The sequence below is a fragment of the Coralloluteibacterium stylophorae genome (assembly GCF_018122625.2).
Taxonomy (GTDB): domain Bacteria; phylum Pseudomonadota; class Gammaproteobacteria; order Xanthomonadales; family Xanthomonadaceae; genus Coralloluteibacterium; species Coralloluteibacterium stylophorae.
Map to the genome: position 1 here is coordinate 35422 of NZ_JAGQFT020000007.1, position 26642 is coordinate 62063.

Sequence of the window (26642 nt, forward strand, 5' to 3'; positions counted from 1 at the left end):
GTCAGCGCACCTTCAACGTGGCCAGGCCGACCAGCACCAGCACCACGGTGATGATCCAGAAGCGGACGATCACGCGCGGCTCGGGCCAGCCCTTGAGTTCGAAGTGGTGGTGGATCGGCGCCATCCGGAAGATGCGCTTGCCGGTGAGCTTGAAGCTCGCCACCTGGGCCATGACCGACAGCGTCTCGATCACGAAGATGCCGCCCATGACCACCAGCACCAGCTCCTGGCGCACGATCACCGCCACGCAGCCGATCGCGGCACCGAGCGCGAGCGCGCCGATGTCGCCCATGAACACCTGCGCCGGATAGGTGTTGAACCACAGGAAGCCCAGCCCCGCACCGGCGATGGCGGCGCAGAAGATGGCGAGCTCGCCCGCGCCCGGCACCTGCGGGATCTGCAGGTAGACCGAGAACTCGGCATGGCCGGAGGCGTAGGCGAACACCCCCAGCGCGCCGGCGACCAGCACGCTGGGCATGATCGCCAGCCCGTCGAGGCCGTCGGTGAGGTTGACCGCGTTGGAGAAGCCGACGATCCAGAAGTAGGCGATGGCGATCAGGCCGGCGCCGAGCGGGAACACCGCGTCCTTGAGCAGCGGCAGGAAGAACTGGGTGTTGGACGGCGCGTCGGCCGAGAGGAACAGGAACACGCCGGCGGCCAGGCCGAACACCGACTGCAGCGCGTACTTGGTGCGCGAGCGCAGGCCGTTCGGATCGCGCTTGGCGAGCTTGATCCAGTCGTCGAGCCAGCCGATCGCGCCGAAGGCGACCAGCACCGCCAGCACCACCCACACGTAGCGGTTGCGCAGGTCGGCCCAGAGCAGGGTCGACAGCGTCACCGCCAGCAGGATCAGGGCACCGCCCATGGTCGGCGTGCCGGCCTTGGAGAAGTGGCTCTGCGGCCCGTCGCTGCGGATCGGCTGGCCGCCCTTGATCAGCGCGAGCCTGCGGATCAGCGCGGGGCCGAGCAGCAGCGCCAGCGCCAGCGAGGTCAGCGCACCCAGGATGGCGCGCAGCGTGATGTAGCCGAAGACGCTGAAGAAGTTCTCCAGTCCCTGCAGCCAGCGCGCCAGCTCAAGCAGCATGCGCGGAGTCCTCCTTCGTCGCCGCCGGCAGCAGCGCCGCGACCACCCTGTCCATCGCGGCCGAGCGCGATCCCTTGACCAGCACGCGGGTGCCGGCCGCTGCGCCGTCGAGTTCGGCGCGCAGCGCCTCGATCAGCGCCGCGTGCGTGTCGAACTGCCGGGCGCCGGCGCCGAACGCGGCGACGGTGTTCCGGTTCAGCGGTCCCAGTGCGAAGAGCCGCGCGATGCCGCGCTCGCGGGCGCGGGTGCCGACGTCGGCGTGCAGGCGCGCTTCGTCCGCGCCCAGCTCCTTCATCTCGCCCAGCACCAGCCAGGCCTCGCCACCGGCGGCGGCGAGGGTGTCGATGGCGGCGGCGACCGAGCCGGGATTGGCGTTGTAGCTGTCGTCGATCAGCACCACGCCGCCGGCGAGCGCGTGCGCCACCTGGCGCCCGGCCACCGCCGGCGCGGCGGCGAGACCGTCGCGCACCGCGTCCAGGCCGGCGCCGAGGCCGAGCGCGCAGGCCGCGGCGGCCAGCGCGTTGCGCACGTTGTGGCGGCCGGCGAACGGCAGCGCGACGTCGATCGCGCCCTCGGGCGCATGCAGGCGGAAGCGGCTGCCGGCCGCGTCGGCGACGATGTCCGAGGCGGTCACGGCGGCGCTGGCCTCGAGGCCCACGTCGAGCACCCGGCGGTCGCCGGCGAGCTCGCGGAAGTACGGCGCGAAGGCGTCGTCGGCATTGATCACCGCCACGCCGTCCTCCGGCAGCGCACGGTAAATCGCGCCCTTGGTCTCGGCCACGCCGAGCAGCGAGCCCATGCGCTCCAGGTGCGCCGGCGCGACGTTGTTGACCAGGGCGACGTGCGGCCGCGCGACGGCGGTGAGGTAGGCGATGTCGCCGGGCTTGCCCGCGCCCATCTCGTAGACGGCGAAGTCGGCGTCCTCGGGCGCGTCGAGCACCGCCAGCGGCAGGCCGATCTCGTTGTTGCGGTTGCCGGGATTGGCGTAGGCGCGGCCGGCGCGGGCGAGGATGGCGCCGAGCATGGTCTTGACCGTGGTCTTGCCGTTGCTGCCGGTGATCGCCGCCACCCGCGTCGTGCGCGCGGCCTGGATCCCGGCGGCGATGCCCGCGAGCGCGCGCTCGGCATCGGCGACCAGCAGCTGCGGCAGGGCGGCGTCGACCTCGCGCTCGACCAGCGCGGCCGCGGCGCCCGCGTCGGCGGCGGCGGGCACGAAGTCGTGGCCGTCGACGCGCTCCCCGCGCAGCGCCACGAACAGGGCGCCTGAGGCCACCGCGCGCGAATCGATCGCGACCGCGTCGATCGCGACGTCGGCGCCGACGATCCGGCCGTCGCACCAGGCGGCGAGCTGCGCGAGCTGCACGCGCCTCATGCCCCGGCCTCCAGCGCGCCGCGCGCGACCGCGGCATCGTCGAAGGGATGCAGCACGCCGCCGATGTCCTGGTAGGTCTCGTGGCCCTTGCCGGCGACCAGCACGGCGTCGCCCTCGCCCGCATGGGCGATGGCGCGGGCGATGGCGCGCGCACGGTCGCGGTCGACGTGGACATCGCCGCCACGGGCGAAGCCGGCGAGGATCTCGGCGACGATGGCGTCGCCGTCCTCGCGGCGCGGGTTGTCGTCGGTCACGACCACCTGGTCGGCCAGCGCCTCGGCCACCGCGGCCATCTGCGGCCGCTTGCCGCGATCGCGCTCGCCGCCGCAGCCGAACACGCACACCAGGCGTCCGGCGGTGTGGGCGCGCAGGCTGACCAGCGACTGTTCGAGCGCATCGGGGGTGTGCGCGTAGTCGACCACCACCAGCGGCCGGCCCGGCACCGGCGCCAGGCGCTGCATGCGGCCCGGCACCGGGGCCAGCTGTGCGAGCGCCGCGGCGACGCGCGCCAGCGGCCAGTCGAGCGCGAGCAGCACGCCGGCCACGGCCAGCAGGTTGTCGACGTTGAAGCGGCCGAGCAGCGGCGAGCGCACCGGATGCGCGGCGTCGCCAAAGGCGAGGCGGAACGCGAGCCCCTCGCCGGTGGTGTCCACGTCGGTCGCACGCAGCACGGCCTGCTCCTCGCCGCGGCTGCTCACGCCGATGCGGCGCACCGGTCCCGGCAGGTCGGCATAGAGGCTGCGCCCGTAGGAATCGTCGAGGTTGATCACCGCCGCGCGCAGGCCCGGCCAGCGAAACAGCTGGGCCTTGGCCGCGCCGTAGCTCTGCATGTCGCCGTGGTAGTCGAGGTGGTCGCGACTGAGGTTGGTGAACACGGCCACGCGGAAGGCGACGGCGTCGACCCGGCCCTGCACCAGGGCGTGCGAGCTCACCTCCATCGCCACCGCCTGCGCGCCCTCGGCGCGCATCGAGGCCAGCAGGCGGTGCACCGCGATCACGTCGGGCGTGGTGCGTTCGCCGGCCTGCAGGCGGCCGTGCAGGCCGGCGCCGAGCGTGCCGATGCTGCCGGCGCGCGCCTCCGGCACATCCAGCGCCTGCGCCAGCATCTGCACCGTCGAGGTCTTGCCGTTGGTGCCGGTCACGCCGACCACGTCCATCGCCTGCGACGGCGCGTCGTAGAAGCGGCTGGCGATGGCGCCGAGGTGGCGGCCCAGGGCCGGCACGGCCACCGCGTTCGGCAGGGCGTCGATGGCGCCGTCGGCCGGGGCCGGCGGCTCGAACAGGATCGCCGCGGCGCCGGCGTCCAGCGCCGCCTGCGCGAAGCGCAGCCCGTGCGTGGTGGCGCCGGCGAGCGCGACGAAGGCGTCGCCCGCGGCGAGCGCGCGCGAATCCAGGTTCAGCCCGCGCACGTCGGCGTCGACCGCGGCCAGGGTACCGGCGCTGGCATAGCCCTCGAGCAGGGTGCGCAGCGGCATCGGCGGCGCGCTCACGGCGTGCCCCCGGCGCGGATGGCGGGCGCGGCCAGGCGCAGCGGCGCGCCCTCGCGCGCATCGGCCAGCGGCTGCGGCGCGGGGCCGTCGTCGAGCGTTTCCGCGGCCGGCACCGGCGCGTCCGGCTCCACCGCAAGCCACTGCTCGACCGCATCCGGCGGCACGTCCATCAGCCGCAGCGCGCCGTCCATGACCTCGTGGAACACCGGCGCGGCGACCAGGCCGCCGTAGTAGACCGACGGATCGGGATCGTTGACCACGACCACCATCGCGAAGCGCGGATCGGAGGCCGGGACCAGGCCGGCGAACAGCGAGTTGTAGCGCTTCTCGTAGCCGCCGCCGCTGGCCTTGCGCGCGGTGCCGGTCTTGCCGGCGACGCGGTAGCCGGAGACGTTGGCGCGGCCGGCGCCGCCCTCGGGACCGGTCACCGTCTCGAGCATCTTCACCAGCTCGGCCGCCAGCTCGGGCGCCATCACCTGGGTGCCCTCGCCGCCGCCGCCCTTGACGAAGGTCGGCGTGTGCATGCGGCCGTGGTTGCCGACCGCGGCGTAGGCCTGGGCGAGCTGCAGCGGCGTCACCGAGATGCCGTAGCCGTAGGCGATGGTCGCGCGCTCGACCGGGCCCCAGGTGCGCGGGTTGCTCAGCACTCCGGCCGCCTCGCCGGGGAAGCCGCTGCCGGTGATCTGGCCGAAGCCGAGCCGGTGCAGCATGTCGTACTGCAGCTCCGGCGTGAGCACCTCCAGCGCCAGGTGGGTGGCACCGACGTTCGACGACTTGGTGAGGATGTGGGTGACGTCGATCCGCCCGAAGTTGCGGATGTCGCGGACGGTCGCGTTGGCCACCCGCATCCAGCCGGGGCTGGTCTCGAGCATGGTGCCGGGCGTGATCCTGCCGGTCTCCAGCGCCGCGGCCACCGTCACCGTCTTCATCACCGAGCCGGGCTCCATCAGGTCGGTGACCGCGCGGTTGCGCCGCGAACCCGGCACGCTGGGCGCGCGCAGGTTCGGGTTGTAGGACGGCAGGTTGGCCATCGCCAGGATCTCGCCGGTGCGCACGTCGAGCACCACCGCCGAGCCGGAGCGCGCGCCGTGCTCGCTGATGGTGCGGCCGAGTGCGCGGTAGGCGAGGTACTGGATGCGCCGGTCGATCGACAGCATCAGCTCGCGGCCGGGTTCGGCCGGCTGCACCAGGTCGACGTTCTCGACGAACTTGCCGCGGCGGTCGCGGATCACGCGCTTGGAGCCGGGCTTGCCGGTCAGCCATTCGTCGAAGGCCAGCTCCAGGCCTTCCTGGCCGCGATCGTCGATGTTGGTGGTGCCGAGGATGTGCGAGACGACCTCGCCCAGCGGGTAGAAGCGGCGGAACTCGCGCTGCGCGAACACGCCCGGCACGCCGAGGCCGACGATGGCCTGGGCGTCGTCGGGGTTCATGTGCCGGCGCAGGTAGACGAACTCGCGTTCGCGGCGCGACTCGATGCGCTCGCGCAGGGTCGCGAGCTCCACGCCCAGCGCCTGCGCCAGTTCGGCGTAGCGGTCCGGATGCTGGACCAGCTCCTGCGGGTTGGCCCACACCGACTCGACCGGCGACGACACCGCCAGCGGCTCGCCGTTGCGGTCGGTGATCATGCCGCGCGAGGTGGCGATCGGGATCTCGCGCAGGAAGCGCGCGTCGCCCTGGCGCTGGTAGAAGTCGTTGTCGATGAGCTGCAGGTCGATCGCACGCACCAGCAGGGCGGTGGAGCACAGCGCCAGCGCGCCGACCACCATCGCCACCCGGCGGCGGGCGTCGAAGCCGGCGCCCTGGCGCGCACCGGAACGGCGCACCTCGCCCTCCCGCAGCTTGCGTGCCGAGCCCCTCATCGCTTGATCACCACGATGTCGGCGCCCTCGGGGAAGCGCATGTCGAGCCGCTCCGCCGCGATCTGCTCGATGCGGTGGGTGTCGGCCCAGGTGGCCTGCTCGAGCTGCAGGCGGCCGAACTCGATGTCGAGTTCGTCGCGCTCGTTCTCGAGCGTGGACAGTTCGATGAAGCGCTGACGATGCTCGTGGCGCGCATAGGTCACCGCCACCGCGCTGGCGACGGTCGCCAGCAGCAGCACCACGAAGCCGAACACGCGGAAGCTCATGCCGCCGCCTCCAGCCGCTCGGCCACGCGCAGCACGGCGCTGCGCGCACGCGGGTTGGCGCGGGTCTCGGCCGCGTCGGCGCGCTGCGCGCCGCCGATCGCGCGCAGGCTCGGCACGAAGGTCTCCACCGCCGGCATGCGCCGGTTCGCCGGCGGCGCCTTGGCGCGCGCGTTGATGAACTGCTTGACGATGCGGTCCTCCAGCGAATGGAAGCTGATCACCGCCAGCCGTCCGCCGACCCTGAGCCGCGAGACGGCGCCCGCGAGCCCGGCCTCGAGGTCGGCGAGCTCGCGGTTGATGTGGATGCGGATGGCCTGGAAGCTGCGCGTGGCCGGGTGCAGCCCGTTGTCGCGGCGGCCGACGATGGCGGCGATGAGCTCGGCGAGCTCGCCGGTGCGCCCGAGCGGCGCCTCGGCGCGGCGGGCGACGATGGCGCGGGCGATGCGCCGGCTCATGCGCTCCTCGCCGTAGGTCCAGAGCACGTCCGCGATCTCGGCCTCGTCCGCGCGCGCCAGCCACGCCGCCGCGCTCTCGCCGGAGTCCGGGTCCATGCGCATGTCGAGCGGACCGTCCTTGCCGAAGCTGAAGCCGCGGCGGGCCTCGTCGAGCTGCGGCGAGGACACGCCGAGGTCGAAAAGGACCCCATCGAGCCCGTCGGCGGTGGCATCCCAGGCGGCGAGGTCGGCGAAGCTGCCGCGGTACAGGGCCACGCGCGGATCGCGCGCCAGCCCGTCGCGCGCCACGGCGATGGCGTCCGGGTCCTTGTCCATCAGCAGCAGCCGCCCTCCCTCGCCGAGGCGCTCCAGCACGCCGCGTGCGTGCCCGCCGCGCCCGAAGGTCCCGTCCAGGTACCGGCCCTCCGGGCGGATGCACAGGGCGTCGAGCACCTGCGCGTACATCACCGGGAGATGGCTCGGGGTCGTGGTCCCCATGGCCGTCATGCCCGTTACAGCCTGAGCTCGAGCATGTCGTCGCTGATCTCGTCTTCGCCGATCGTGCGACGGATCTGCGCGAGATGCGCCTGCTCGCTCCACAGCTCGAACTTGTTGCCCATCCCGAGCAGGACGGCCTTCTTCTCGATGCCGGCGGCGTTGCGGTGGCTGGCCGGCAGCAGCACGCGACCGTTGCCGTCCGGCTCGATCGGGGTGGCCGCGCCGACCAGCTTCAGCTGCATGTTGCGGTGGGTGGCCTTGACGCTCGGCAGGCGCATGACCTGGTCGCGCACCGCCTCCCACTCGGCCTGCGGGAACAGCCACAGGCAGCCGTGCTCGAAGGGGTTGTAGGTCACGACCAGACGGTTGCCACAGTCGCGCGCCACGACCTCCCGGTGGGCGGTGGGAATCGCCAGACGACCCTTGTCGTCGATGGTGATGGCGGTCTCGCCCTGGAACATCTGCGCGCTGGTGCCTTGGTTCGCCGAGGACCGCGTCGGTGTGACGCGGCACAAAAAACCACAAAAAACCCGAAATTCCCTCGGGAACCCACCTTAGTCTCAGCCCCTGAGACTGTCAACAGGATTCGGGGGTGGAATCGCTTTGGCGATCAAAGGCTTGCGCCGAACTTGATACTCAGGCTTAAGAAGTCGTCGGTAAGCTCTGATTTAACTCGGCGAGCGCGGGATGAAGCCGCTTCAGGGAAGTGATTCCCAAGTGAATTCAGGCGGCTACGGCGGCCTGCCATGCGCGCCCGGGCGCGCGCGGCAGCGCTGCGCGTGCCGTGGCGCAGTCCGGAGTCGGGCGCGGAGATCGGGGAAGAAGTGGCGGAGCCGGCCTGTAAGCCGGGTTCTGTCGTGGACGATCATTCCTCTAGGCGCGGCGTCGCCGCCGCGCTCGAGCGACCTACCCGGACCCGACGCGGGCAACGTCATGAGGTCCCTATTCGGTCTTGCTCCGGGTGGGGTTTGCCGTGCCCCGCGGCGTTGGCCCCGCGGGCGGTGCGCTCTTACCGCACCGTTTCACCCTTGCCTGTGCCCCGTTCGGTGGCCATCGGCGGTCTGTTCTCTGTTGCACTTTCCGTCGGCTCGCGCCGCCCAGGCGTTACCTGGCACCCTGCCCTGTGGAGCCCGGACTTTCCTCGGCATCCCGAAGGATGACGCGATCGCCCGGCCGACTCCGCCGGGCGGGATTGTGGCATGGGTGGCGGGGTGGAGCGGGAAGGGGGAGTCGGGAATCGGGAATGGAAGGTGGACGGCGGACCTGCCGCGGCATCCCCGCCCCCGAGGTCGGCAAGGCCATCAGTCCTCGAGCACCACCCATTCCCGCTTCCCGCTTCCCGCTTCCCGCTTCCCGCTTCCCGCTTCCCGCTTCCCGCTTCCCGATTCCTGCTTCCCGCCCCACCCGCCCCGCTCCACCTCACCCCCCGTACAACCCCTTCCTCGGGGCCCCGGTGATCTCCGCCGCGAGGCGGGCGGCCTGCGACGGGGGGAGGTGGGCGGCGAGGAGGGCATAGACGCGACGACCCTCGGCCAGCGCGGCGGCGGCGTCCTCGCCGGCGCCCTGCACGACCACCACGAACTCGCCGCGACGCTGGTCGGGATCCGCCGCCACGCGCGCGGCGAGCGCGGCGAGCGGACCGTCGAGCACGGTCTCGAACAGCTTGGTCAGCTCGCGCGCGAGCGCCGCCGGCCGCTCGCCGCCGAGGGTCGCCACCATGTCGGCCAGCGCGGCCTCGATCCGGTGCGCCGACTCGTAGAACACCAGGGTCCGCGGCTCCCCCGCCAGCGCCTGCAGGCGCGCGCGGCGCGCCGATTCCTTGGCCGGCAGGAAGCCCTCGAAGCAGAAGCGGTCGCTGGGGATCCCGGCCACCGACAGTGCCGCGACCGCGGCGCAGGCGCCCGGCACCGGGCTCACGCGCACACCGGCCGCGCGCGCCGCGCGCACCAGTACGAAGCCGGGATCGCTCACCAGTGGCGTGCCGGCGTCGCTGACCAGCGCCAGCGACTCGCCGCCAAGCAGCCGCGCGACCAGGCCCTCGGCCTGCGCCAGCTCGTTGTGCTCGTGCAGGGCGAGCAGCGGCCGCTCGACGCCGACGTGCTGCAGCAGCTTGCGGGTATGGCGGGTGTCCTCGGCGCAGATCGCATCGACCGCCGCGAGGACCGTCAGCGCGCGCGCGCCGATGTCCTCCAGGTTGCCGATCGGCGTGGCGACGACGTGCAGGACGCCGGGCTGCTGCTGACTCATGAGGGTACTCACCCGGTGCTGGCGAAGGGTCCGGGTATCATCGCAGCCCTTCACCACGTCGCGGACCGTCCCTGGATGAATCGCCTCATCGCGCTGTGCGCCCTCCTGTTCGTCACCGGATGCGCCTCGGTCATGGTCGACCGTGGCGGCGGCACGCGACGCGCCGCCTCGCCCGAACGCGCCGCCGAGCAGCTGGACCGGGCCCAGGCCGCCTCGGCGCTGGGCGAGGCCGAGACCGCGCTGGCCAGCCTCGAGGTCCCGGCGGAGCAGGTGCCCGAGGCGCTGCGCGCGCGCTGGCACCCGCTGCGCGCCGACCTGCTCGAGCGCACCGGCGACGATTTCGGCGCCGCTTCGGAACTCGCCTGGGCCGCGCCGACGCTTGCGGCGGCCGACCGCGCCGGCAACGCGCAGCGCATCGCGGCCCTGCTCGGCCGCCTGCCGGACCACGAGCTCGCCAGCCGCACCAGTGCGCTGCCGCCGGGCCACCCGCTCTACGACGCCGCCGCGCGCGCCATGATGCGGCGCGGGCTGACGCCGCCGCGCGCGATCGAGGGCGGCGTGGTCGCCGGCGCCGACACCAGCGCGTGGCCGCCGGCCGACCCCGACGGCTACCGGCCGCCGGAGCGCGTCGCCGTGCTGCTGCCGCTGAGCGGCGACCTCGCCGCCGCCGGCGAGGCCGTGCGCGACGGCTACCTGACCGCGCTCTACGGCGAGCACCGCCGCGTGCCCGCGGTGCGCTTCTACGACAGCGAGGTGGGCGGCGCCGGCGAGGCCTATGCGCAGGCGGTGGCCGAGGGCGCGCAGCTCGTGGTCGGCCCGCTGGCGCAGGAGGAGGTCGCCGCGCTGTTCGCGCGCGCGCCGCAGGTCCCGCTGCTGGCGCTCAACCGGGTCGACACGCCGCCACCGCCGGGCAGCGTCAGCTTCTCGCTCGCGCCGGAGGACGAGGGCGTCGCCGTGGCCGAACGCCTGCTCCAGCGCGGCCTGCGCCGGGTGCTGGTGATCGTCGGCGGCGACGACCATGCGCGCCGCAGCGCCGGCGCGTTCCGCCAGCGCCTCGCCCAGCAGGGCGGCGAGATCGTCGACGAGATCGCACTGACCACGCCCGGCCCCGACTACACCCCGATGCTGGTAGCGAGCCCGGCGATGGGCGGCTTCGACGCCGTGTTCCTGGCCATGCGCGCGCCGCAGGCGCGGCTGCTGGTCCCGCAGCTCACCGCATCCGGGCTCGGCGGGCGGCCGATGCTGGCGACCTCGCTGATCCTCTCCGGCGGCGGCAATCCGCAGCAGGACCGCGAACTCGACGGCGTCGAGTATCCGGAGCTGCCCTGGGCCCTGCTGCCGCAGCCCGGCCTGCCCGACGCGGCGAGCCTGGGCGACCGCCTGCCCTCGGCGCGCGGCAATGCGCTGCGCCTGTTCGCCTTCGGCGTCGACGCCTGGAAGCTCACCGCCTACCTCGACATGCTCGCCGGCAGCAGCGAGAGCGGGATCAACGGCGCCACCGGCGAACTCGGCCTCGACGCCTTCGGCAACGTCACCCGCACTCCGGCCTGGGCGATGTTCAGCGGCGGCCGCACGCGCCCGGCGCTGGACGGCGCGCTGATCCCCGAGCCGGTGCAGCCGGTCGGCGTGGAGGAGATCGGCGGCGACGGCGGTGCCTTCGACTGACGGCGCCGCCTGGGAGGCCTGCGCCCGCCGCCACCTCGAGCGCGCCGGCCTGCGGACGCTGGCTGCCAACGTCCGCTTCCGCGGCGGCGAGATCGACCTGGTGATGCGCGACGGCGCGGCGCTGGTCTTCGTCGAGGTCCGCTACCGCAGCCATGCCGGCTACGGCGGCGGCGCGATCTCGGTGGACGCGCGCAAGCAGCGCAAGCTCGCGCTCGCCGCCCAGCTCTACCTCGCCGGCGAACCGCGCCTGCAGGCCCTGCCCTGCCGCTTCGACGTGGTGGCCCTCGCCGGCACCCCGGCCGCGCCGCAGGTCGAGTGGATCCGCGACGCCTTCCGCCTCGACGACCTGTGACCGCCACTCCCGCCATGCGCGACCCGCTCCCGCCCGGCCTGCTGCGCCGGCTCGCCGCCTGCCTCGGCGGCGATGCGCTGCTGACCGATCCCGCCGAGCGCCTGGCCTACGGTTTCGACAACTCGCGCCGGCAGGCGATGCCGGATGCGGTGGCCCTGCCCACCGCCGACGCGCAGGTGCTCGAACTGGTCCGTGCCTGCCGCGCGCACCGCGTGCCGATCGTCGCCCGCGGCCGCGGCACCAACACCACCGGCGCGACGGTGCCGGTCGCCGGCGGCGTGGTGGTGTCGTTCGAGCGCATGGACCGCATCCGCGCGATCCGCCCCGACGACCGCCTCGCCCTGGTCGAACCCGGCGTGCTCAACGCCGACCTGCAGGTCGCCGCCGGCGCACACGGTTTCTTCTGGCCGCCCGACCCGACCTCGGCGCCCTACTGCAGCGTCGGCGGCAACCTCGCCTGCAACGCCGGCGGCCCGCGCGCGGTGAAGTACGGCGCGGCGCGCGACAACGTCCTCGGCCTGCGCGCGGTGACCGGCGCCGGCGAGCTGGTGCGCTGCGGCGCGCCGACCACCAAGGGCGCGACCGGCTACGACTTCACCCGTTTCATCGTCGGCTCCGAGGGCACCCTGGCGCTGGTCGTCGAGGCCACCCTCAGGCTGGTGCCGAAGCCGGCCGCCACCCGCAGCCTGCGCGCGCTCTACACCGACGTCGCCGCGGCCGCCGCCGCGGTCGCGCGGCTGATGGCGCAGCCGGTGGCGCCGTCGATGCTGGAGTTCATGGACGGCGACTGCGTGCGCCTGGCGCGCGAGGTCGGCGGCGCCGACATCCCCGAGGCCGGCGCGCTGCTGATGATCGAGGCCGACGGCGACGCCGACACCATCGCGCACGCCGTCGCGGCGCTGTCGCGTGCGGCGACCGGACCGGGACTCCTCGCGCTCGACGTCGCCCCCGACGCCGCCGCGCGCGAGGCGCTGTGGTCGGCACGGCGGAAGCTGTCGCCGGCCCTGCGCACGCTGGCGCCGGGCAAGATCAACGAGGACGTGGTGGTGCCGGTGTCGCGCATCCCGGCGCTGGTCGACGGGGTGCGCGCGCTGTCGGCGGAATTCGCGCTGCCGGTGCTGGCCTTCGGCCACGCCGGCAACGGCAACCTGCACGTCAACATCCTCTACCACCCGGAGGACGCGGCCGAGTCGCAACGCGCGATCGCGTGCATGCACCGCGTGTTCGACCTGGTGATCGCGCTCGACGGCATCCTCTCCGGCGAGCACGGCATCGGCCTGGTCAAGCGCGACTTCCTGCCGCGCGCGATCGACCCGGCGACGCTGGCGCTGATGCGCGCGGTCAAGGCCACCTTCGATCCCGACGGCATCCTCAACCCGGGCAAGGTGCTGCCGGCGGCGGACTGACTACAGCGGCAGGACGCGCGCGGCGAGCTGCAGCACCAGCAGCGCGAACACGCCGGCCAGCGCGTCGTCGAACATCGCGCCGAAGCCGCCCTTGATGCGGCGGTCGGCCCACGACACCGGCCACGGCTTGAGCACGTCGAACAGGCGGAACACCAGCAGCCCGGCCAGCATCCACGCCCAGCCCGCCGGCGCCGCCGCGAGCGTGATCCACATGCCGACGAACTCGTCGAGCACGACCACGCCCGGATCCTGCACGCCGGTGCGGCGGATCACCCAGCGCGCCGCCCAGCAGCCGAAGGCGAAGAAGGCGGCGAGCACCGCCACGTAGGCCGGCAGCGGCAGTTCGCGCAGGAACAGCCAGGGCGCGAGCGCGGCGATGCTGCCGACGGTGCCCGGCGCGCGCGGCGCCAGGCCGACGCCGAGGCCGGTGGCGAGCCAGCCGGCAGGGTGCTTCAGCAGGATCGGCGCGCGCAGCAGGCTGCGGTCCTGGCCGGTCGAGGTGGCGGGCTGGCTCATGGGCGGAAGTGGTCGAAGCCGGCGTGCGGCGAAGCGGCGTAGTGTCCATGCGGATCGCGCACGGCGACACCCCCACCCGCCACCACGCGGCCGATCCGCGTCGCCGCCACGCCCGTCGGCGCCAGCGCGGCATGCACGGCCGCGTCGGCATCGGCGGGGGCGGTGAAGCACAGTTCGTAGTCGTCGCCGCCGGTGAACTGGTGGCGCAGGCGCACGGCGGGCGCCAGGGCGGCCAGCGCCGCCGGGACCGGCAGCGCCCCGGCGTCGATCTCGGCGCCGACGCCGCTGGCGGCGGCGATGTGGCCCAGATCCGCCAGCAGCCCGTCGGAGACGTCGAGGCAGGCGCTGGCGAGGCCGCGCAGCGCGCGCCCGGCGGCGATCCGCGGCAGCGGGCGCTGCAGGCGCACGAGGAGATGCGCGCGCCCGTCCGCATCCGTCGCTTCGGCCGGCCGGCCCTCGCGCTCCGCGCGCAGCAGGGCCAGGCCCGCCGCCGCCTCGCCGGGAGCACCGGTGATCCATACCGCATCGCCTCTGCGCGCACCGTCGCGGCGCAGCGCGGTGCCGGCTTCGACCAGGCCGTGCGCGGTGACGTTGATCGACAGCGGCCCGCGCGTGGTGTCGCCGCCGACGAGGGCGACCTCGTGCTCGCGCGCGAGCGTGGCGAAGCCGTCGACGAAGGCGTCGAGCCAGGCGGGGTCCGCCGCGGGCAGCGACAGCGCCAGCGTGCACCAGGCCGGTCGCGCGCCCATGGCGGCGAGGTCCGAGAGGTTCACCGCCAGCGCCTTCCAGCCCAGGTCGAACGGCGGCACGTCATCGAAGAAGTGCACGCCGGCGTTGAGCGTGTCGCTGGTGACTGCGAGCTCGTGTCCGGAAGGCACGCGCAGCAGCGCGGCGTCGTCGCCGATGCCCAGTACCACGTCCGCGCGCGTGCCGGCGCGAGCGCGGATGCGGGCGATGAGGTCGAATTCGGAGAGCATCGAGGGCGCCGTAGGAGCGGCTTCAGCCGCGACCGTGGTGGAGCGCTCCATGCTGGCACGCCGCGCTGGACGCGGCAGCCCGCGGCCGAAGCCGCTCCTGCACCGGGATCAGCGGCGCCGCGCGGAGGCCTCGGCCGCGCGCCATTCCAGCGCCGCGCGGTCGAGCACGCCGTTGACGTAGGTATGGCCGTGCTCGGCACCGAAGCGCTTGACGCTCTCGATCGCCTCGTTGATCACCACCCGGTAGGGCACGTCGATGCGGTGCTGCATCTCGTAGGCGGCGATGCGCAGCGCGGCGCGCTCGATCGGGTCCACCTGGTCGAGTGGGCGGTCGAGGAAGCGGACGAGCCCTGCGTCGAGGTCGCCGCAGTGGGTGACCACGCCGCGCACCAGGTCCTCGAAGTACTCGAGATCGGCGATCTGCATGTCCTGCTCGTGGCGGAACTGCTCGAGGACCTGCACCACCGGCGTGTCCGAGATCTGCCAGGCGTAGACCGCCTGCAGCGCACGGCGACGGGCGCGCGAGCGCGCGGCGGGATCCAGGCCTTCGGGACGTCGGTTCATGCAGGGATGCTCGTGGAAGAGGAGAACAGCGCGGCGAGTTCGAGCGCGGCCAGCGCCGCCTCCTCGCCCTTGTTGCCGTGACTGCCGCCGGCGCGGGCCTCGGCGTCGGCGCGGCGCTCGACCGCCAGCACGCCGTTGGCGACCGGCAGGCGATGCTCGATCGCCACCCGCATCAGCCCGCGCGCGCACTCGTCGGCGACGTGCTCGTAGTGGCGGGTGTCGCCGCGGATCACGCAGCCCAGGGCCACCAGCCCGGCCCAGCCGCCGTCCTGGGCCAGGCGCGCCGCCGCGATCGGCAGCTCCCAGGCGCCCGGCACGCGGATCACCGCGACCGCCGCATCCTCGACCCCGCGGCCGCGCAGCGCACGCAGCGCGCCCTCGACCAGCGGCTCCACGATCTCCGGGTTCCAGCGCGTGGCGAGGATCGCGAAGCGGGCGCCGGCGGGGGCGCGCAGCTCGGCGGCGGCGGTGAAGGCGGAAGCGTGGGACATGGGGGGCGGGAGTTTACGGGATCGGGTCCGATGAGTGAGAGACGAGGAGTGCGGAGCGAAGGAACGGGCCCGGGCTCCGGGCTCTGAGTTCTGGGCTCTGGACTCCGGGCTTGGGGCTAGGGCCGGGACTCGGCGCTCGCACCTGTTCCCTGTTCCCTCTTCCCCAGACCCTGAGCCCTAACTCGTCCCGCACTCCACGTACTCCACCACCTCCAGCCCGAAGCCGGCCAGGCCGATCTGGCGGCGTGGGGTGCCGAGCACGCGCAGGCGGCCGAGGCCGAGGTCGGCGAGGATCTGCGCCCCGGCGCCGTTGCGGCGCCACTGGCCGGCATCGCGGCGATCGGCTGTGGTCGGCTCGGCGCGCAGGCGCGACAGCAGCGCCTCGGCATCGCGCTGCGCGGACAGCACCACCATCACGCCCCGCCCTTCGGCGTCGATCGCGCGCAGGGCATCGGTGGCGGCCACGCCGAAGTCGTCGCGCCGCCAGTGCAGCAGGTCGGCCAGCGGGTTCTCGACCTGGACGCGCACCAGCGTCGGCGTCGCGGCATCGACCTCGCCGCGCACCAGGGCGAAGTGCAGCTCGTGGGCGATGCGGTCGCGGTAGGTCAGCAGCCGGAATCCGCCAAACTCGGTGTCGATGGCGCGCTCGTCGATGCGCTCGACGGTGTGCTCGGTGCTGAGCCGGTACGCGATCAGGTCCTCGATCGAGCCCATCTTCAGCCCGTGCTCGCGGGCGAAGGCCTCCAGCTGCGGGCGCCGCGCCATGGTGCCGTCGGGATTGAGCACCTCGACCAGCACGCCGGCCGGCTCCATCCCCGCGAGCATCGCCAGGTCGACGCTGGCCTCCGTGTGCCCGGCGCGGCTGAGCACGCCGCCGGGGTGCGCCAGCAGCGGGAAGATGTGGCCGGGCTGGACCAGGTCGGACGGTTTCGCGTCCGCGCGCACGGCCGTGCGCACGGTATGGGCGCGGTCGTAGGCGGAAATGCCGGTGGTGACGCCTTCGGCCGCTTCGATCGAGACGGTGAAGGCGGTCTGGTACTGCGCGGTGTTGTCGCGGACCATCGGCGCCAGCCCGAGCTGGCCGCAGCGCTCGCGGGTCAGCGCCAGGCACACCAGCCCGCGCGCGTGGGTGACCATGAAGTTGATGTCCTGCGGACGCACCAGCTCCGCGGCCATGATCAGGTCGCCCTCGTTCTCGCGGTCCTCGTCGTCGACGATGACCACCATGCGCCCGGCGCGGATCTCCTCCAGCAGCTCGGGCACGGGCGCGAAGGACGTGCTCATGCCCCGCCCTCCCGCGTCGCCAGCAGGCGCTCGGCGTAGCGCGCCATGAGGTCGACCTCGAGGTTCACCCGCGCGCCGACGGCGGTCTCGCCGAAGGCGGTGTGGGCGAGCGTGTGCGGCACCAGGTTGACCTCGAAGCCGGCGTCGTCGACTGCGTTCACGGTAAGGCTGACGCCGTCCACGCAGATCGAGCCCTTCTCCGCGACGTAGCGCAGGAGCGCGCGCGGCGCGGCGAAGCGCCAGCGCTGCGAGCGCGCGTCGACGTTCACCGCCGCCACCGTGCCGGTGCCGTCGACATGGCCGGCGACCACGTGCCCGCCGAAGCGGGTGGTCGGCAGCATCGCGCGCTCGAGGTTGACCGCCGTGCCCTCGGCCAGCGCATCCAGGGTGGTGCGGGTCAGGGTCTCCACCGACACGTCGGCGACGAAGGACTCGGCGTCGTGCCCGACCACGGTCAGGCAGACGCCGTTGACCGCGATGCTCTCGCCCAGCGCCACGTCGGCGAACGGCAGCGTGCCGACCGCCACGACCAGGCGCAGGTCGCCGCCGCGCGGCTCGCGCCGGCGGATGCGGCCGACGCCCTCGATGATGCCGGTGAACATCAGGATGCCCTCCCCGTCGGGAAGCGGCGCAGGTGCGGAAGCGGACGCGACATGCCAAAGGTCTCCATGCGACGCGCACAGGGCATGCCCGCACGCGCGGACCCACGGGTCGGCGGCATGCGCGGCGTCTTCTTCATTCCGGACTGTGACCGTCGGCTCCGGAGTTCGACCGGATCTGCTGACCCCGCGCCGTGGCGGCGCGGGCGCTCGCGGGCTCGTCGCAGTGCGACCTACCGCCGGTGGGGACTTCCACCCCGCCCTGAAGACGCGATTCCCGAGGCCACCACGGCCACGGGGGCGCGCAGGCTAGCACGCGGGCCTCCTCCGCCGCCGCGCCGGGCGGCGAAACGCTCCGGTGCGTTCAGGCGCCCCGCGGGCGCAGCAGCAGGCGCAGGTCGGTGCCGACCTGGCGCGTCTCGACCGTCTCCAGGCCGATGCGTCCGGCCATGGTCTCGGGCGTGATGCCGCCGAACAGCGGCCGCCCGCGCTCGCCCAGCAGCAGCGGCGCGACGTAGAGCAGCACCTCGTCGACCAGGCCCGCACGCAGCAGCGCACCGGCCAGGGTCGGCCCGGACTCGACCTGGACCTCGTTGATGCCGCGCCGGGCCAGCAGCGCCAGCGCCGCCTCCAGCCCGACCCTGCCGTCGTCGCAGGGCACGGCGATGTGCTCGACCCTGGCGCCGCCGTGGCGGTCGGGCACGTCCTCGCCCTGCAGCAGCCAGGTCGGCGCGGCGGCGTCGTTGAGCACCGCGGCGCCCGCCGGCGTGCGTCCGCGCGAGTCCAGCACCACGCGCACCGGCGCGGCCAGGCCGCCCTCGTCGATCTCCTCCTGCGGCAGGCGTGCGGTCAGGCGCGGGTCGTCGGCGATCACCGTCCCGACGCCGGTGACCAGCGCACCGGCGCGCGCACGCCAGCGCTGCACGTCGGTGCGCGCTGCGGGCCCGGTGATCCACTTGGATTCGCCCGACGCCAGCGCGGTGCGCCCGTCCAGGCTCATCGCGAGCTTGACCCGCAGCCACGGCCGGCCGCGCTCGACGCGCGCGAAGAAGCCGCGGTTGAGTGCCCGCGCCTCGGCCTGCAGCAGGCCGGCGTCGACCTCCAGCCCGGCCGCGCGCATGCGCTCGATGCCGTGGCCGGCTTCCTGGAAGGGATCGCCGGTGGCCATCACCACCCGCCGCACGCCGGCGGCGACCAGCGCCTCCGAGCACGGCGGGGTGCGTCCGTGCAGGCTGCAGGGTTCGAGGGTGACGTAGGCGGTGGCGCCGCGCGCCGCCTCGCCCGCCTCGCGCAGCGCATGCACCTCGGCATGCGGCTCGCCGGCCCGGCGGTGCCAGCCGCGGCCGACCACCTCGCCGTCGCGCGCGATCACGCAGCCGACCATGGGGTTGGGACGCGTGCTGTAGGCGCCGCGCGCGGCCAGGCGCAGGGCCTCGGCCATCAGCGCGTGTTCGGTGGCGTCGAAGGGGGATGCGGTGGGCATCGGGGGATTGTGGCAGGGGGTGGGGCGGGAGGGCGAAGGCGAAGGTGGGAATCGGGAATGGAGGGCGCGGTTCCCGGCCTCGGGCGGAGACCCTGTGGGCGGGGCTTCAGCCCCGACCGCGGCCGCACGGCCGCGGGACGCCGGGATGGCGGGCGGGTCGGAGCTGAAGCCCCTCCCACAGGGCATTCGCGCCGAAAGCCGTGCTCAGGACGAGCGACGACGCGGCGTCGGCGGCGCCACCGGCGGGGCGACCTCGTCGAGCAGCGACAGCTGCGAGGCCGGGCCGGGGGGCAGGTCGCGCTCGAGCTTCTCGATCTCCTCGCGGAACGCCTGCACGTCCTCGAAGCGCCGGTAGACCGAAGCGAAGCGGACGTAGGCGACCTGGTCGAGTTTCTTCAGCTCGCGCATGACCAGCTCGCCGACCTGGCGCGAGGGCACCTCGCGGTCGGCGAGCTTGCGCAGATCGTTGACCACCTCGCGCACCGCGGTGTCGACCGCGTCCGCCGCCACCGGACGCTTCTGCAGGGCCCGTTCGAAGCTCACCCTGAGCTTGCGCTCGTCGAAGGCCTCGCGCCGCTCGCCGCTCTTGACGATCGCCGGCAGCTTGAGCTCGGCCGTCTCGTAGGTGTTGAACCGCTCCCCGCACTGCGGGCACTCCCGCCGCCGCCGCACGCTCAGGCCCTCGTCGGTCAGCCGCGAGTCGATGACCCGGGTGTCCTCGTGCTGGCAGAAGGGGCAGTGCATGGGCGGAGCCGGGAGTCGGGACTGGGGAATCGGGAATGGTGGGGATTATGCGGTCTTGGAGGCCAGGGCTCGTCGCAGACCGGTGAGGAGCATGCCGACCGTGCGCGCCTGCGCGAGGATGGCGTCGATCTCGTGCCGGGGCAGAAGATCCAGGCGTCCTGCGAGGAGCGCCTGGGTCTGCACCTCCGACAGCGAGCCGCGAGCCATGGAGAGGAACCGCAGATAATCGGCAGTCGACGCTCTGCCGTTGCCCTCGGCGATGCAGGACGGCACCGACACCGCCGCCTTGCGGATCTGCATCGACAGCCCGAAGCGCTCGTCCGCCGGCAGCAGGGGCGCTACCGCGTACACCATCTCGGCCAGCCGCATCGCCTCTTCCCACACCCGCAGCTCGCGAAAATCCTGTGCCATCCCACCCTCCGTGGCGTGGCCTCCCCCGCTCGTCAGACCCTCACGGGTCCCGATTCCCGGTTTCCTGTTCCCACCCTTTCACCCATACACCCGCAACCGCCCGCACTGCGCCACCACCTTGTCCCGCACCGCCGCGAGGACGGCCTCGTCCTCTGGTGCGTCCAGCACGTCGCAGATCCAGTTGGCGAGGTCGATGCAGTCGGCCTCGAGGTAGCCGCGGGTGGTGACGGCCGGGGTGCCCAGGCGCAGGCCGGACGTCACGAAGGGCTTCTGCGGGTCGTTGGGGACGCTGTTCTTGTTGACGGTGATGTGCGCGCGGCCCAGCGCCTCCTCGGCCTTCTTGCCGGTGATGCCCTTGCCGATCATGTCGACCAGCATGAGGTGGTTGTCGGTGCCGCCGGAGACGATCTTGTAGCCGCGCTCGACGATGGTCCGCGCCATGGCCTGCGCGTTCTTCACCACCTGCGCCTGGTAGGCCTTGAACTCCGGCTCCAGCGCTTCCTTGAAGGCCACCGCCTTGGCCGCGATGACGTGCATCAGCGGGCCGCCCTGGATGCCGGGGAACACGATCGACTGCAGCTTCTTGGTCAGCTCCTCGTCCGCGCCCTTCGCCAGGATGATGCCGCCGCGCGGGCCGCGCAGGGTCTTGTGGGTGGTCGAGGTGACCACGTGCGCATGTGCCATCGGGCTCGGGTAGACGCCGGCGGCGACCAGGCCGGCGACGTGCGCCATGTCGACGAAGAGGTAGGCGCCGACCTTGTCGGCGATGGCGCGGAAGCGCGCCCAGTCGACCACCCGCGAATAGGCGCTGAAGCCGGCGACCACCATCTTCGGCCTGTGCTCGAGGGCGAGGCGCTCGACCTCGTCGTAGTCGATCAGGCCCTGGTCGTCGACGCCGTACTGGACGGCATTGAACAGCTTGCCGGAGGCGTTGACCTTGGCGCCGTGGGTCAGGTGCCCGCCGTGGGCCAGGGACATGCCGAGGATGGTGTCGCCCGGCTGCAGCAGGGCGAAGTACACCGCCTGGTTGGCCTGCGAGCCCGAATGCGGCTGCACGTTGGCGTAGTCCGCGCCGAAGAGCTGCTTGAGGCGGTCGATCGCCAGCTGCTCGGCGACGTCGACGTACTCGCAGCCGCCGTAGTAGCGCTTGCCCGGATAGCCTTCGGCGTACTTGTTGGTCAGCGCGCTGCCCTGCGCCTCCATGACCCGGGGGCTGGCGTAGTTCTCGGACGCGATCAGCTCGACGTGGTCCTCCTGGCGACGACGCTCGTCGGCGATGGCCTGGGCCAGTTCCGGGTCGTAGCCCTCGATCCGCATGCTGCTGGGGAACATCCGCGCCTCGCAAAGTCCGGGGAAAGACGCGGAAGTTTAGACCCGGCGCGGGGTTGCGGCCATGCCGCGGCCCGCGCCGGATCGCCGGTCAGGCCGCCGCGCCAGCGCCGAAGCGGCTCCAGTCGAGCCGCCGGGTGGCGAACATCACCGCCGCCAGCAGCGCGAACAGGGCGACGCTGCCGACCAGCAGCGCATACGTCTCCGAGCGCAGCAGGCCGTACAGCAGGCCATACAGGAGCGCCAGCAACAGGGCGAAGCCGACGCCCCGGCGCCGGCCACCGAGGACGCCGCCCATGTAGCTGGCGACCAGGCCGATGCAGGCCAGCGCCGCGAGCAGGTACGCGGGACCGAAGCCGATGTGCTCGGAGAGCGCCAGCAGCAGCAGGAAGAACAGCCCCAGGGCCAGGCCGGTCAGCCCGTACTGCACCGGGTGCACCGCCACCCCGCGCAGCGCCTCGACGAGGAACACCGCGCCGAACACCAGCACCAGGAACAGCAGGCCGAACTTCATCGCGCGGTCGGTCATCAGGTAGCGGTCCACCGGATCGACCAGGCGCAGCCCGAACGTCGTTTCCTCCAGCCCGAAGCAGCCGTCGGCACCCGCGCCGGCGCAGCGTCCCAGCACCTGCTGCGCATTGCTCGCCAGCCGCGAGATGCGCCATTCGGCCTCGAAGCCGGCATCGCCCACCCGCCGCGTGTCGGGCAGGTAGTTGCCGTCGAAGCTCGGGTGCGGCCAGTCGCCGCGCACGGTGACGCGGGTGTCGCTGCCGGCCGGGACGAAGCGCAGCGACTCGGTGCCGATCAGATCGGCGCTCAGCGCCATCTGCAGCCGGCCGCCGGCCAGCGCCGCCGCGGGAAGGCGCGCGTGCACGCCCTCGGCGAGCCAGGCCTGGCCGCTGCCGGGCTCGACCTGCAGGGCGCGGCCGTCGACCTCCAGGTCGATGCCGCGGATGCCGCGCGCGTCGCCCAGACCCAGCCCGAGGCGCGCGCCGGTGCGGCGGTAGCTCAGCACCTCGCCCTCGGGCGCCGGGTCGGGCGGCACCGCGAAGACCGCCTCGAGCGTCAGCGCATCGCGGTACAGCGGCACCGTGAACAGGCCGCGCCGGCGCGTCTCGGTGGTGAGCGTGCTGTCGGCGACGAGCGTCTCCGGCAGGACCAGCTCGTACACCGTCTCGCGCAGGGTGCCGCCCTCTCCAGCGTCGCGGCCGCGTCCCTCGGCATGCCTCGCACGCACCACCCGCTCGGCCTCGATCAGCAGGTAGGGACCGACCAGGCGCTGCGGCCGGCTCGAGGCGCGCGCGATCTCCGCGGCGGCCTCGGCGCCGCGCGCCTGGCGCTCGTGGACCAGGCCCCGCATCAGCAGGAGCGGAATGGCCAGGACCAGGACCAGGGCCCCGATCATCAGCAGTTTGAGCATCACGCGCATGGCGACCTCCTCGGATGGAGGGCGGCATTGCAGCGCAGCTGGCGGCCGCGTCCCGGGCGCAGGCGGGGCGCGATCCGGGCGGAATGTGGCCGATCGCGGGCGGACGCCGCGCCGCGCGGTGTCGCCACGCGGCACGATGCGCGATAATGGCCGGCCCTTCACGTCCATGGACGCCGCGCCCTGCGCGCCGGCGCTCCCTCCCTGCGCCCCGGCCGGAGACCCCATGTCGCAATACATCTACACCATGAACGGCGTGTCCAAGACGGTCCCGCCGAAGCGCCAGATCATCAAGGACATCTCGCTGTCGTTCTTCCCCGGCGCCAAGATCGGCCTGCTCGGCCTGAACGGCGCGGGCAAGTCCACCGTCCTCAAGATCATGGCCGGCGTCGACACCGACTTCTCCGGCGAGGCGCGGCCGCAGCCGGGCATCAAGGTCGGCTACCTGGAGCAGGAGCCGGCGCTGAACCCGGAGCACACCGTGCGCCAGGCGGTCGAGGAAGGCGTCGGCGAGGTGCTGAGCGCCCAGGCCGAGCTCGACAAGGTCTACGCCGCCTACGCGGAAGAGGACGCCGACTTCGACAAGCTCGCCGCCGAGCAGGCGCGCCTGGAGGCGATCCTCGCCGCCGGCGACGCGCACCTGGTCGAGCAGCAGCTCGAGGTCGCCGCCGATGCCCTGCGCCTGCCGCCCTGGGATGCGGTCGTCGGCAACCTCTCCGGCGGCGAGAAGCGTCGCGTCGCGCTGTGCCGCCTGCTGCTGTCCAAGCCGGACATGCTGCTGCTCGACGAACCGACCAACCACCTCGACGCCGAATCGGTGGAGTGGCTGGAGCAGTTCCTCGCCCGCTACACCGGCACCGTGGTGGCCGTCACCCATGACCGCTACTTCCTCGACAACGCCGCCGAGTGGATCCTTGAGCTCGACCGCGGCCGCGGCATCCCGTGGAAGGGCAACTACACCGAGTGGCTGGTGCAGAAGGAGGACCGCCTCAAGCGCGAGGAATCGCAGGAGAAGGCGCGCCAGAAGGCGATCCAGAAGGAGCTCGAGTGGGCCCGCTCCAATGCCAAGGGCGGCCGCTCCAAGGGCAAGGCGCGCCTGGCGCGCATCGAGGAGCTGCAGTCGGTCGACTACCAGCGCCGCAACGAGACCAACGAGATCTTCATCCCGCCGGGCGAGCGCCTGGGCAGCAAGGTGATGGAGTTCAAGAACGTCAGCAAGAGCTTCGGCGACCGCCTGCTGATCGACGACCTGAGCTTCGTCGCCCCGCCCGGCGCCATCGTCGGCATCATCGGCCCCAACGGCGCCGGCAAGTCGACCCTGTTCAAGATGATCACCGGCCAGGAGAAGCCCGATTCCGGCAGCATCGAGACCGGGCCGACCGTCAACATCGCCTACGTCGACCAGAGCCGTGACGCGCTCACGGGCAACCACAACGTCTTCCAGGAGGTGTCGGGCGGCTCGGACATCCTCAACATCAACGGCATCGAGATCCAGTCGCGCGCCTACATCGGCCGCTTCAACTTCAAGGGCCAGGACCAGCAGAAGCTGGTCGGCACCCTCTCCGGCGGCGAGCGCGGTCGCCTGCACCTGGCCAAGACCCTGCTGCAGGGCGGCAACGTGCTGCTGCTCGACGAGCCGTCCAACGACCTCGACATCGAGACCCTGCGCGCGCTCGAGGACGCACTGCTCGAGTTCCCCGGCAACGCCTTCGTGATCTCGCACGACCGCTGGTTCCTCGACCGCATCGCCACCCACATCCTCGCCTTCGAGGGCGACTCGCACGTGGAGTTCTTCCAGGGCAACTACCGCGAGTACGAGGAGGACAAGAAGCGCCGCCTCGGCGACGAGGCCGGTCCGCGCCGCATCCGCTACAAGGCGCTGAAGTAGGCCACGACGCGCCGTTGGTAAAACTAAGGGCGGGCGCAGCGATGCGTCCGCCCTTTTTCGTCACGGCCGCAGACGTCGATCAGCCGGCGATCCCGAACACCTGCCGCAGGTAGGCGACGTAGCCGGCGTCCTCGCACATGCTCTTGCCGGGCGAGTCGCTGAGCTTGGCCACCGGCTGGCCGTTGCAGCGGGTCATCTTGATCACCAGCGAGGGCGCCGGCACGCCGAGGTCGTTGGTGAGGTGGGTGCCGATGCCGAAGGCCACGCGGCAGCGGCCGCGGAAGTGCGCGTGCAGGCGCAGCACCTTGTCGATGTCGAGCGCATCGCTGAACACCAGGGTCTTGGTGCGCGGGTCGACGCGGTTGACCTCGAGGTGGGCGAGGATGCGCTCGCCCCAGGCGAAGGGGTCGCCCGAGTCGTGACGCATGCCGTCGAACAGCTTGCAGAAGTACATGTCGAAGTCGGCGAGGAAGGCATCGAGGCCGACCACGTCCGACAGCGCGATGCCGAGGTCGCCGCGATACTCCTGCGCCCAGTTCTCCAGGGCGACCTTCTGCGAATCGCGCAGCCGCGGTCCCAGCGCCTGGTGCGCCTGCAGCCATTCGTGCGCCATCGTGCCCAGCGGGGTCATGCCGAGCTCGCGCGCGAACATCACGTTGCTGGTGCCGACCAGGCGCGGGCCCAGCCCCTCGCGCAGCGCGCCCAGCACCTCGCGCTGCCAGTCGCCGGCATGGCGGCGGCGCGTGCCGTAGTCGGCGATCGCGATCTCGGCGGCGGGATCGGCCTCGACCAGCCGCCCGATCTTGCTCCGCAGCCGCCGCCGCCCCTCCTCCCGGTCGGCGCGGCCGCCATGGCGCGACCAGACCTCGCTGACGATCGCCAGCAGCGGCACCTCGAAGAGGATGGTGTGCAGCCACGGCCCGCGGATCACCAGGTCCAGCCCGCCGCCGTCGCCGCGCGCCAGGTGCACGTACTTGCGGTCGAGGTGGAACAGGCCGAGGAAGTCGACGAAGTCCGGACGGATGAAGCGCAGGCCGCGCAGGTAATCGAGTTCCTCGGCGCCGAAACGCAGCGCGCACAGCGCGTCGATCTCGGCGGAGATCCCGTCGATGCAGGCGCCGAGGTCGAGGCCCGGCGTGCGGCAGCGGAACCGGTACTCGACCTGCGCCGCAGGATGCTGGTGCAGCACCGCCTGCATCATCGTGAACTTGTAGAGGTCGGTGTCGAGGAGGGTCGGGATCAGGGGCATGGCCGATGGAGCGAGGGGGGTTCGGAAACGGGGACCGGGAGGGAGTCGGGTCCGATGCGAGCGACACGCGTGGTCGACGCGAGTATCGGCCATCGTGCCGCCGAGGACCGGCGTCCCGGCTCCGATTCCCGATTCCCGCCTCCGTCCCCCACACTACCCGCCTCCGACACCGCCCCACCTCCCATGTCCTTCATCGACCGCCTCCGCGCCCGCTGGCGCGATCACGACACCCTGCTCTGCGTGGGCCTCGACCCCGAGCCGGCGCGCTTTCCCGCGCACCTGCGCGACGCGCCGGACGCGGTGTTCGAGTTCTGCCGTGCGATCGTCGATGCCACCGCGGAGCTGGCCTGCGCGTTCAAGCCGCAGATCGGCCACTTCGCGGCGCTGGGTGCGGAGGAGGCGCTCGCGCGGCTGGTCGCACATATTCACCACACGCATCCTGGCGTGCCGGTGATCCTCGATTCCAAGCGCGGCGACATCGGTTCGACCGCGCGGCACTACGCCGCCGAAGCCTTCGACCGCTACGGCGCCGACGCGGTGACGGTCAACCCCTACCTCGGCCGCGACAGCGTCGAGCCGTTCCTGGAGCGCGCCGACCGCGGCGTCATCGTGCTGTGCCGCACCTCCAACCCCGGCTCCGGCGAATTCCAGGACCTCGTCGTCGAAGGCCGCCCGCTCTACCAGCACGTGGCCGACCGCGTCGCCCGCGACTGGAACGGCAACGGCAACTGCATGCTGGTGATGGGCGCGACCTGGCCCGAGGAACTGGCGCAGGTGCGCGCGCGGGTCGGCGAGCTGCCGTTCCTGGTGCCGGGCATCGGCGCCCAGGGCGGCGACGTCGACGCGGTGCTGCGCAACGCCGCCACCGCCGACGGCAGCGGGCTGGCGATCAGCTCCTCGCGCGCCATCCTCTACGCCGGCGGCGGCGCCGATTTCGCCGCGGCCGCGCGCACCGCGGCGCTGGCCCAGCGCGATCAGATCAACCGCGCCCGCGGCCGCTGAGGCCGC

General features: G+C 73.1%; 25 protein-coding genes, 1 other RNA gene and 1 riboswitch. Of the genes, 5 read left to right on the top strand and 21 right to left on the bottom strand.

Annotated features, from left to right (window positions below; all coding sequences use genetic code 11):
- Nucleotide 1 precedes the first annotated feature (1 nt).
- From mraY to rsmI, 9 genes are all read right to left on the bottom strand, one after another.
- Nucleotides 2-1084 (bottom strand): phospho-N-acetylmuramoyl-pentapeptide-transferase, encoded by a 1083-nt coding sequence (gene mraY, locus KB893_RS11445; protein WP_211927020.1) that lies wholly within the window; start codon nucleotides 1082-1084, stop codon nucleotides 2-4.
- Entirely contained in the window at nucleotides 1074-2456 is a 1383-nt protein-coding gene (locus tag KB893_RS11450; RefSeq protein ID WP_211927021.1) for a UDP-N-acetylmuramoyl-tripeptide--D-alanyl-D-alanine ligase, read from the bottom strand. The genes mraY and KB893_RS11450 overlap by 11 nt, the downstream gene beginning before the upstream one ends.
- On the bottom strand, nucleotides 2453-3931 hold the full coding sequence (locus KB893_RS11455) for a UDP-N-acetylmuramoyl-L-alanyl-D-glutamate--2,6-diaminopimelate ligase (RefSeq protein ID WP_211927026.1): 1479 nt from the start codon (nucleotides 3929-3931) through the stop codon (nucleotides 2453-2455). The genes KB893_RS11450 and KB893_RS11455 overlap by 4 nt, the downstream gene beginning before the upstream one ends.
- 11 nt (nucleotides 3932-3942) lie before the next feature.
- Nucleotides 3943-5769: a peptidoglycan D,D-transpeptidase FtsI family protein gene (locus KB893_RS11460; RefSeq protein ID WP_377731265.1), complete on the bottom strand. Its 1827-nt coding sequence runs from the start codon at nucleotides 5767-5769 to the stop codon at nucleotides 3943-3945.
- A gap of 32 nt (nucleotides 5770-5801) precedes the next feature.
- The gene (ftsL, locus tag KB893_RS11465; RefSeq protein WP_211927023.1) at nucleotides 5802-6071 is read right to left on the bottom strand and encodes a cell division protein FtsL; all 270 of its coding nucleotides are present in this window, start codon (nucleotides 6069-6071) and stop codon (nucleotides 5802-5804) included.
- Nucleotides 6068-7003 (bottom strand): 16S rRNA (cytosine(1402)-N(4))-methyltransferase RsmH, encoded by a 936-nt coding sequence (gene rsmH / locus KB893_RS11470; protein WP_246505614.1) that lies wholly within the window; start codon nucleotides 7001-7003, stop codon nucleotides 6068-6070. Before rsmH ends, ftsL begins: the two co-directional genes overlap by 4 nt.
- Before the next feature lie 14 nt (nucleotides 7004-7017).
- Entirely contained in the window at nucleotides 7018-7464 is a 447-nt protein-coding gene (gene mraZ, locus KB893_RS11475; RefSeq protein WP_211927025.1) for a division/cell wall cluster transcriptional repressor MraZ, read from the bottom strand.
- A gap of 364 nt (nucleotides 7465-7828) precedes the next feature.
- Nucleotides 7829-8184: RNase P RNA component class A (gene rnpB / locus KB893_RS11480), an RNA gene on the bottom strand.
- A gap of 238 nt (nucleotides 8185-8422) precedes the next feature.
- Complete coding sequence (rsmI, locus tag KB893_RS11485) at nucleotides 8423-9250, bottom strand: 16S rRNA (cytidine(1402)-2'-O)-methyltransferase (RefSeq protein WP_213173724.1); 828 nt, start codon at nucleotides 9248-9250, stop codon at nucleotides 8423-8425.
- Between the two features lie 75 nt (nucleotides 9251-9325).
- Between rsmI and KB893_RS11490 the strand changes: the two genes are divergently transcribed.
- From KB893_RS11490 to KB893_RS11500, 3 genes are read left to right on the top strand one after another with little or no spacing between them, the layout of a single operon-like run.
- Complete coding sequence (locus tag KB893_RS11490; protein WP_211927314.1) at nucleotides 9326-10915, top strand: penicillin-binding protein activator; 1590 nt, start codon at nucleotides 9326-9328, stop codon at nucleotides 10913-10915.
- Nucleotides 10902-11267 (top strand): YraN family protein, encoded by a 366-nt coding sequence (locus tag KB893_RS11495; protein ID WP_211927313.1) that lies wholly within the window; start codon nucleotides 10902-10904, stop codon nucleotides 11265-11267. The genes KB893_RS11490 and KB893_RS11495 overlap by 14 nt, the downstream gene beginning before the upstream one ends.
- A 14-nt stretch (nucleotides 11268-11281) precedes the next feature.
- The gene (locus tag KB893_RS11500; protein ID WP_211927312.1) at nucleotides 11282-12673 is read left to right on the top strand and encodes an FAD-binding oxidoreductase; all 1392 of its coding nucleotides are present in this window, start codon (nucleotides 11282-11284) and stop codon (nucleotides 12671-12673) included.
- On the opposite strand, the gene KB893_RS11505 is transcribed toward KB893_RS11500, so the two are convergent.
- From KB893_RS11505 to creD, 11 genes are all read right to left on the bottom strand, one after another.
- Complete coding sequence (locus tag KB893_RS11505; protein WP_211927311.1) at nucleotides 12674-13189, bottom strand: phosphatidylglycerophosphatase A family protein; 516 nt, start codon at nucleotides 13187-13189, stop codon at nucleotides 12674-12676.
- Nucleotides 13186-14166 carry a thiamine-phosphate kinase gene (thiL, locus tag KB893_RS11510; RefSeq protein WP_211927310.1) on the bottom strand — a complete coding sequence of 327 codons (981 nt, stop codon included), beginning with the start codon at nucleotides 14164-14166 and terminating at the stop codon, nucleotides 13186-13188. Before thiL ends, KB893_RS11505 begins: the two co-directional genes overlap by 4 nt.
- Nucleotides 14167-14274: 108 nt before the next feature.
- Nucleotides 14275-14730: a transcription antitermination factor NusB gene (nusB, locus tag KB893_RS11515; protein ID WP_211927309.1), complete on the bottom strand. Its 456-nt coding sequence runs from the start codon at nucleotides 14728-14730 to the stop codon at nucleotides 14275-14277.
- Nucleotides 14727-15221 carry a 6,7-dimethyl-8-ribityllumazine synthase gene (gene ribH, locus KB893_RS11520; protein ID WP_211927308.1) on the bottom strand — a complete coding sequence of 165 codons (495 nt, stop codon included), beginning with the start codon at nucleotides 15219-15221 and terminating at the stop codon, nucleotides 14727-14729. The genes nusB and ribH overlap by 4 nt, the downstream gene beginning before the upstream one ends.
- 177 nt (nucleotides 15222-15398) lie before the next feature.
- Nucleotides 15399-16505 (bottom strand): 3,4-dihydroxy-2-butanone-4-phosphate synthase, encoded by a 1107-nt coding sequence (gene ribB, locus KB893_RS11525; RefSeq protein WP_211927307.1) that lies wholly within the window; start codon nucleotides 16503-16505, stop codon nucleotides 15399-15401.
- Nucleotides 16502-17107, bottom strand: coding sequence for a riboflavin synthase (locus KB893_RS11530; RefSeq protein ID WP_211927306.1), 606 nt, complete (start codon nucleotides 17105-17107; stop codon nucleotides 16502-16504). Before KB893_RS11530 ends, ribB begins: the two co-directional genes overlap by 4 nt.
- A gap of 122 nt (nucleotides 17108-17229) precedes the next feature.
- Nucleotides 17230-17378: riboswitch (FMN riboswitch) on the bottom strand.
- 90 nt (nucleotides 17379-17468) lie between these two features.
- On the bottom strand, nucleotides 17469-18587 hold the full coding sequence (gene ribD / locus KB893_RS11535; RefSeq protein ID WP_213173725.1) for a bifunctional diaminohydroxyphosphoribosylaminopyrimidine deaminase/5-amino-6-(5-phosphoribosylamino)uracil reductase RibD: 1119 nt from the start codon (nucleotides 18585-18587) through the stop codon (nucleotides 17469-17471).
- Between the two features lie 204 nt (nucleotides 18588-18791).
- Complete coding sequence (gene nrdR / locus KB893_RS11540; protein WP_213173726.1) at nucleotides 18792-19331, bottom strand: transcriptional regulator NrdR; 540 nt, start codon at nucleotides 19329-19331, stop codon at nucleotides 18792-18794.
- Nucleotides 19332-19376: 45 nt separating this feature from the next.
- On the bottom strand, nucleotides 19377-19742 hold the full coding sequence (locus KB893_RS11545; protein ID WP_211928190.1) for a four helix bundle protein: 366 nt from the start codon (nucleotides 19740-19742) through the stop codon (nucleotides 19377-19379).
- Between the two features lie 78 nt (nucleotides 19743-19820).
- Nucleotides 19821-21074 carry a serine hydroxymethyltransferase gene (gene glyA / locus KB893_RS11550; RefSeq protein ID WP_211928192.1) on the bottom strand — a complete coding sequence of 418 codons (1254 nt, stop codon included), beginning with the start codon at nucleotides 21072-21074 and terminating at the stop codon, nucleotides 19821-19823.
- An 88-nt stretch (nucleotides 21075-21162) separates the two neighbouring features.
- Entirely contained in the window at nucleotides 21163-22500 is a 1338-nt protein-coding gene (creD, locus tag KB893_RS11555) for a cell envelope integrity protein CreD (RefSeq protein ID WP_213173727.1), read from the bottom strand.
- Between the two features lie 223 nt (nucleotides 22501-22723).
- On the opposite strand from creD, the gene ettA reads away from it, so the two are divergent.
- Nucleotides 22724-24385 (top strand): energy-dependent translational throttle protein EttA, encoded by a 1662-nt coding sequence (ettA, locus tag KB893_RS11560; protein WP_211925921.1) that lies wholly within the window; start codon nucleotides 22724-22726, stop codon nucleotides 24383-24385.
- A gap of 79 nt (nucleotides 24386-24464) precedes the next feature.
- On the opposite strand, the gene pncB is transcribed toward ettA, so the two are convergent.
- Nucleotides 24465-25634: a nicotinate phosphoribosyltransferase gene (gene pncB, locus KB893_RS11565; protein ID WP_211925920.1), complete on the bottom strand. Its 1170-nt coding sequence runs from the start codon at nucleotides 25632-25634 to the stop codon at nucleotides 24465-24467.
- A 183-nt stretch (nucleotides 25635-25817) separates the two neighbouring features.
- Here pncB and pyrF point away from each other — a divergent pair, with 183 nt between their 5' ends.
- A complete protein-coding gene (pyrF, locus tag KB893_RS11570) occupies nucleotides 25818-26636 on the top strand; it encodes an orotidine-5'-phosphate decarboxylase (protein WP_211925919.1) in 819 nt (272 codons plus the stop codon).
- Nucleotides 26637-26642 lie beyond the last annotated feature (6 nt).

What these genes read in the sequence shown, in the direction of transcription:
- KB893_RS11450 (WP_211927021.1), bottom strand. Translation starts at nt 2,456, where the DNA reads ATGAGGCGCGTGCAGCTCGCGCAGCTCGCCGCCTGGTGCGACGGCCGG.
- thiL (WP_211927310.1), bottom strand. Translation starts at nt 14,166, where the DNA reads ATGCTCTCCGAATTCGACCTCATCGCCCGCATCCGCGCTCGCGCCGGC.
- KB893_RS11530 (WP_211927306.1), bottom strand. Translation starts at nt 17,107, where the DNA reads ATGTTCACCGGCATCATCGAGGGCGTCGGCCGCATCCGCCGGCGCGAG.
- KB893_RS11500 (WP_211927312.1), top strand. Translation starts at nt 11,282, where the DNA reads ATGCGCGACCCGCTCCCGCCCGGCCTGCTGCGCCGGCTCGCCGCCTGC.
- glyA (WP_211928192.1), bottom strand. Translation starts at nt 21,074, where the DNA reads ATGTTCCCCAGCAGCATGCGGATCGAGGGCTACGACCCGGAACTGGCC.
- ftsL (WP_211927023.1), bottom strand. Translation starts at nt 6,071, where the DNA reads ATGAGCTTCCGCGTGTTCGGCTTCGTGGTGCTGCTGCTGGCGACCGTC.
- KB893_RS11505 (WP_211927311.1), bottom strand. Translation starts at nt 13,189, where the DNA reads ATGAGCCAGCCCGCCACCTCGACCGGCCAGGACCGCAGCCTGCTGCGC.
- mraY (WP_211927020.1), bottom strand. Translation starts at nt 1,084, where the DNA reads ATGCTGCTTGAGCTGGCGCGCTGGCTGCAGGGACTGGAGAACTTCTTC.
- KB893_RS11455 (WP_211927026.1), bottom strand. Translation starts at nt 3,931, where the DNA reads ATGCCGCTGCGCACCCTGCTCGAGGGCTATGCCAGCGCCGGTACCCTG.
- nusB (WP_211927309.1), bottom strand. Translation starts at nt 14,730, where the DNA reads ATGAACCGACGTCCCGAAGGCCTGGATCCCGCCGCGCGCTCGCGCGCC.
- pncB (WP_211925920.1), bottom strand. Translation starts at nt 25,634, where the DNA reads ATGCCCCTGATCCCGACCCTCCTCGACACCGACCTCTACAAGTTCACG.
- rsmI (WP_213173724.1), bottom strand. Translation starts at nt 9,250, where the DNA reads ATGAGTCAGCAGCAGCCCGGCGTCCTGCACGTCGTCGCCACGCCGATC.
- nrdR (WP_213173726.1), bottom strand. Translation starts at nt 19,331, where the DNA reads ATGCACTGCCCCTTCTGCCAGCACGAGGACACCCGGGTCATCGACTCG.
- ribB (WP_211927307.1), bottom strand. Translation starts at nt 16,505, where the DNA reads ATGAGCACGTCCTTCGCGCCCGTGCCCGAGCTGCTGGAGGAGATCCGC.
- ribD (WP_213173725.1), bottom strand. Translation starts at nt 18,587, where the DNA reads ATGCCCACCGCATCCCCCTTCGACGCCACCGAACACGCGCTGATGGCC.
- KB893_RS11490 (WP_211927314.1), top strand. Translation starts at nt 9,326, where the DNA reads ATGAATCGCCTCATCGCGCTGTGCGCCCTCCTGTTCGTCACCGGATGC.
- ribH (WP_211927308.1), bottom strand. Translation starts at nt 15,221, where the DNA reads ATGTCCCACGCTTCCGCCTTCACCGCCGCCGCCGAGCTGCGCGCCCCC.
- mraZ (WP_211927025.1), bottom strand. Translation starts at nt 7,464, where the DNA reads ATGTTCCAGGGCGAGACCGCCATCACCATCGACGACAAGGGTCGTCTG.
- ettA (WP_211925921.1), top strand. Translation starts at nt 22,724, where the DNA reads ATGTCGCAATACATCTACACCATGAACGGCGTGTCCAAGACGGTCCCG.
- pyrF (WP_211925919.1), top strand. Translation starts at nt 25,818, where the DNA reads ATGTCCTTCATCGACCGCCTCCGCGCCCGCTGGCGCGATCACGACACC.
- KB893_RS11545 (WP_211928190.1), bottom strand. Translation starts at nt 19,742, where the DNA reads ATGGCACAGGATTTTCGCGAGCTGCGGGTGTGGGAAGAGGCGATGCGG.
- rsmH (WP_246505614.1), bottom strand. Translation starts at nt 7,003, where the DNA reads ATGGGGACCACGACCCCGAGCCATCTCCCGGTGATGTACGCGCAGGTG.
- creD (WP_213173727.1), bottom strand. Translation starts at nt 22,500, where the DNA reads ATGCGCGTGATGCTCAAACTGCTGATGATCGGGGCCCTGGTCCTGGTC.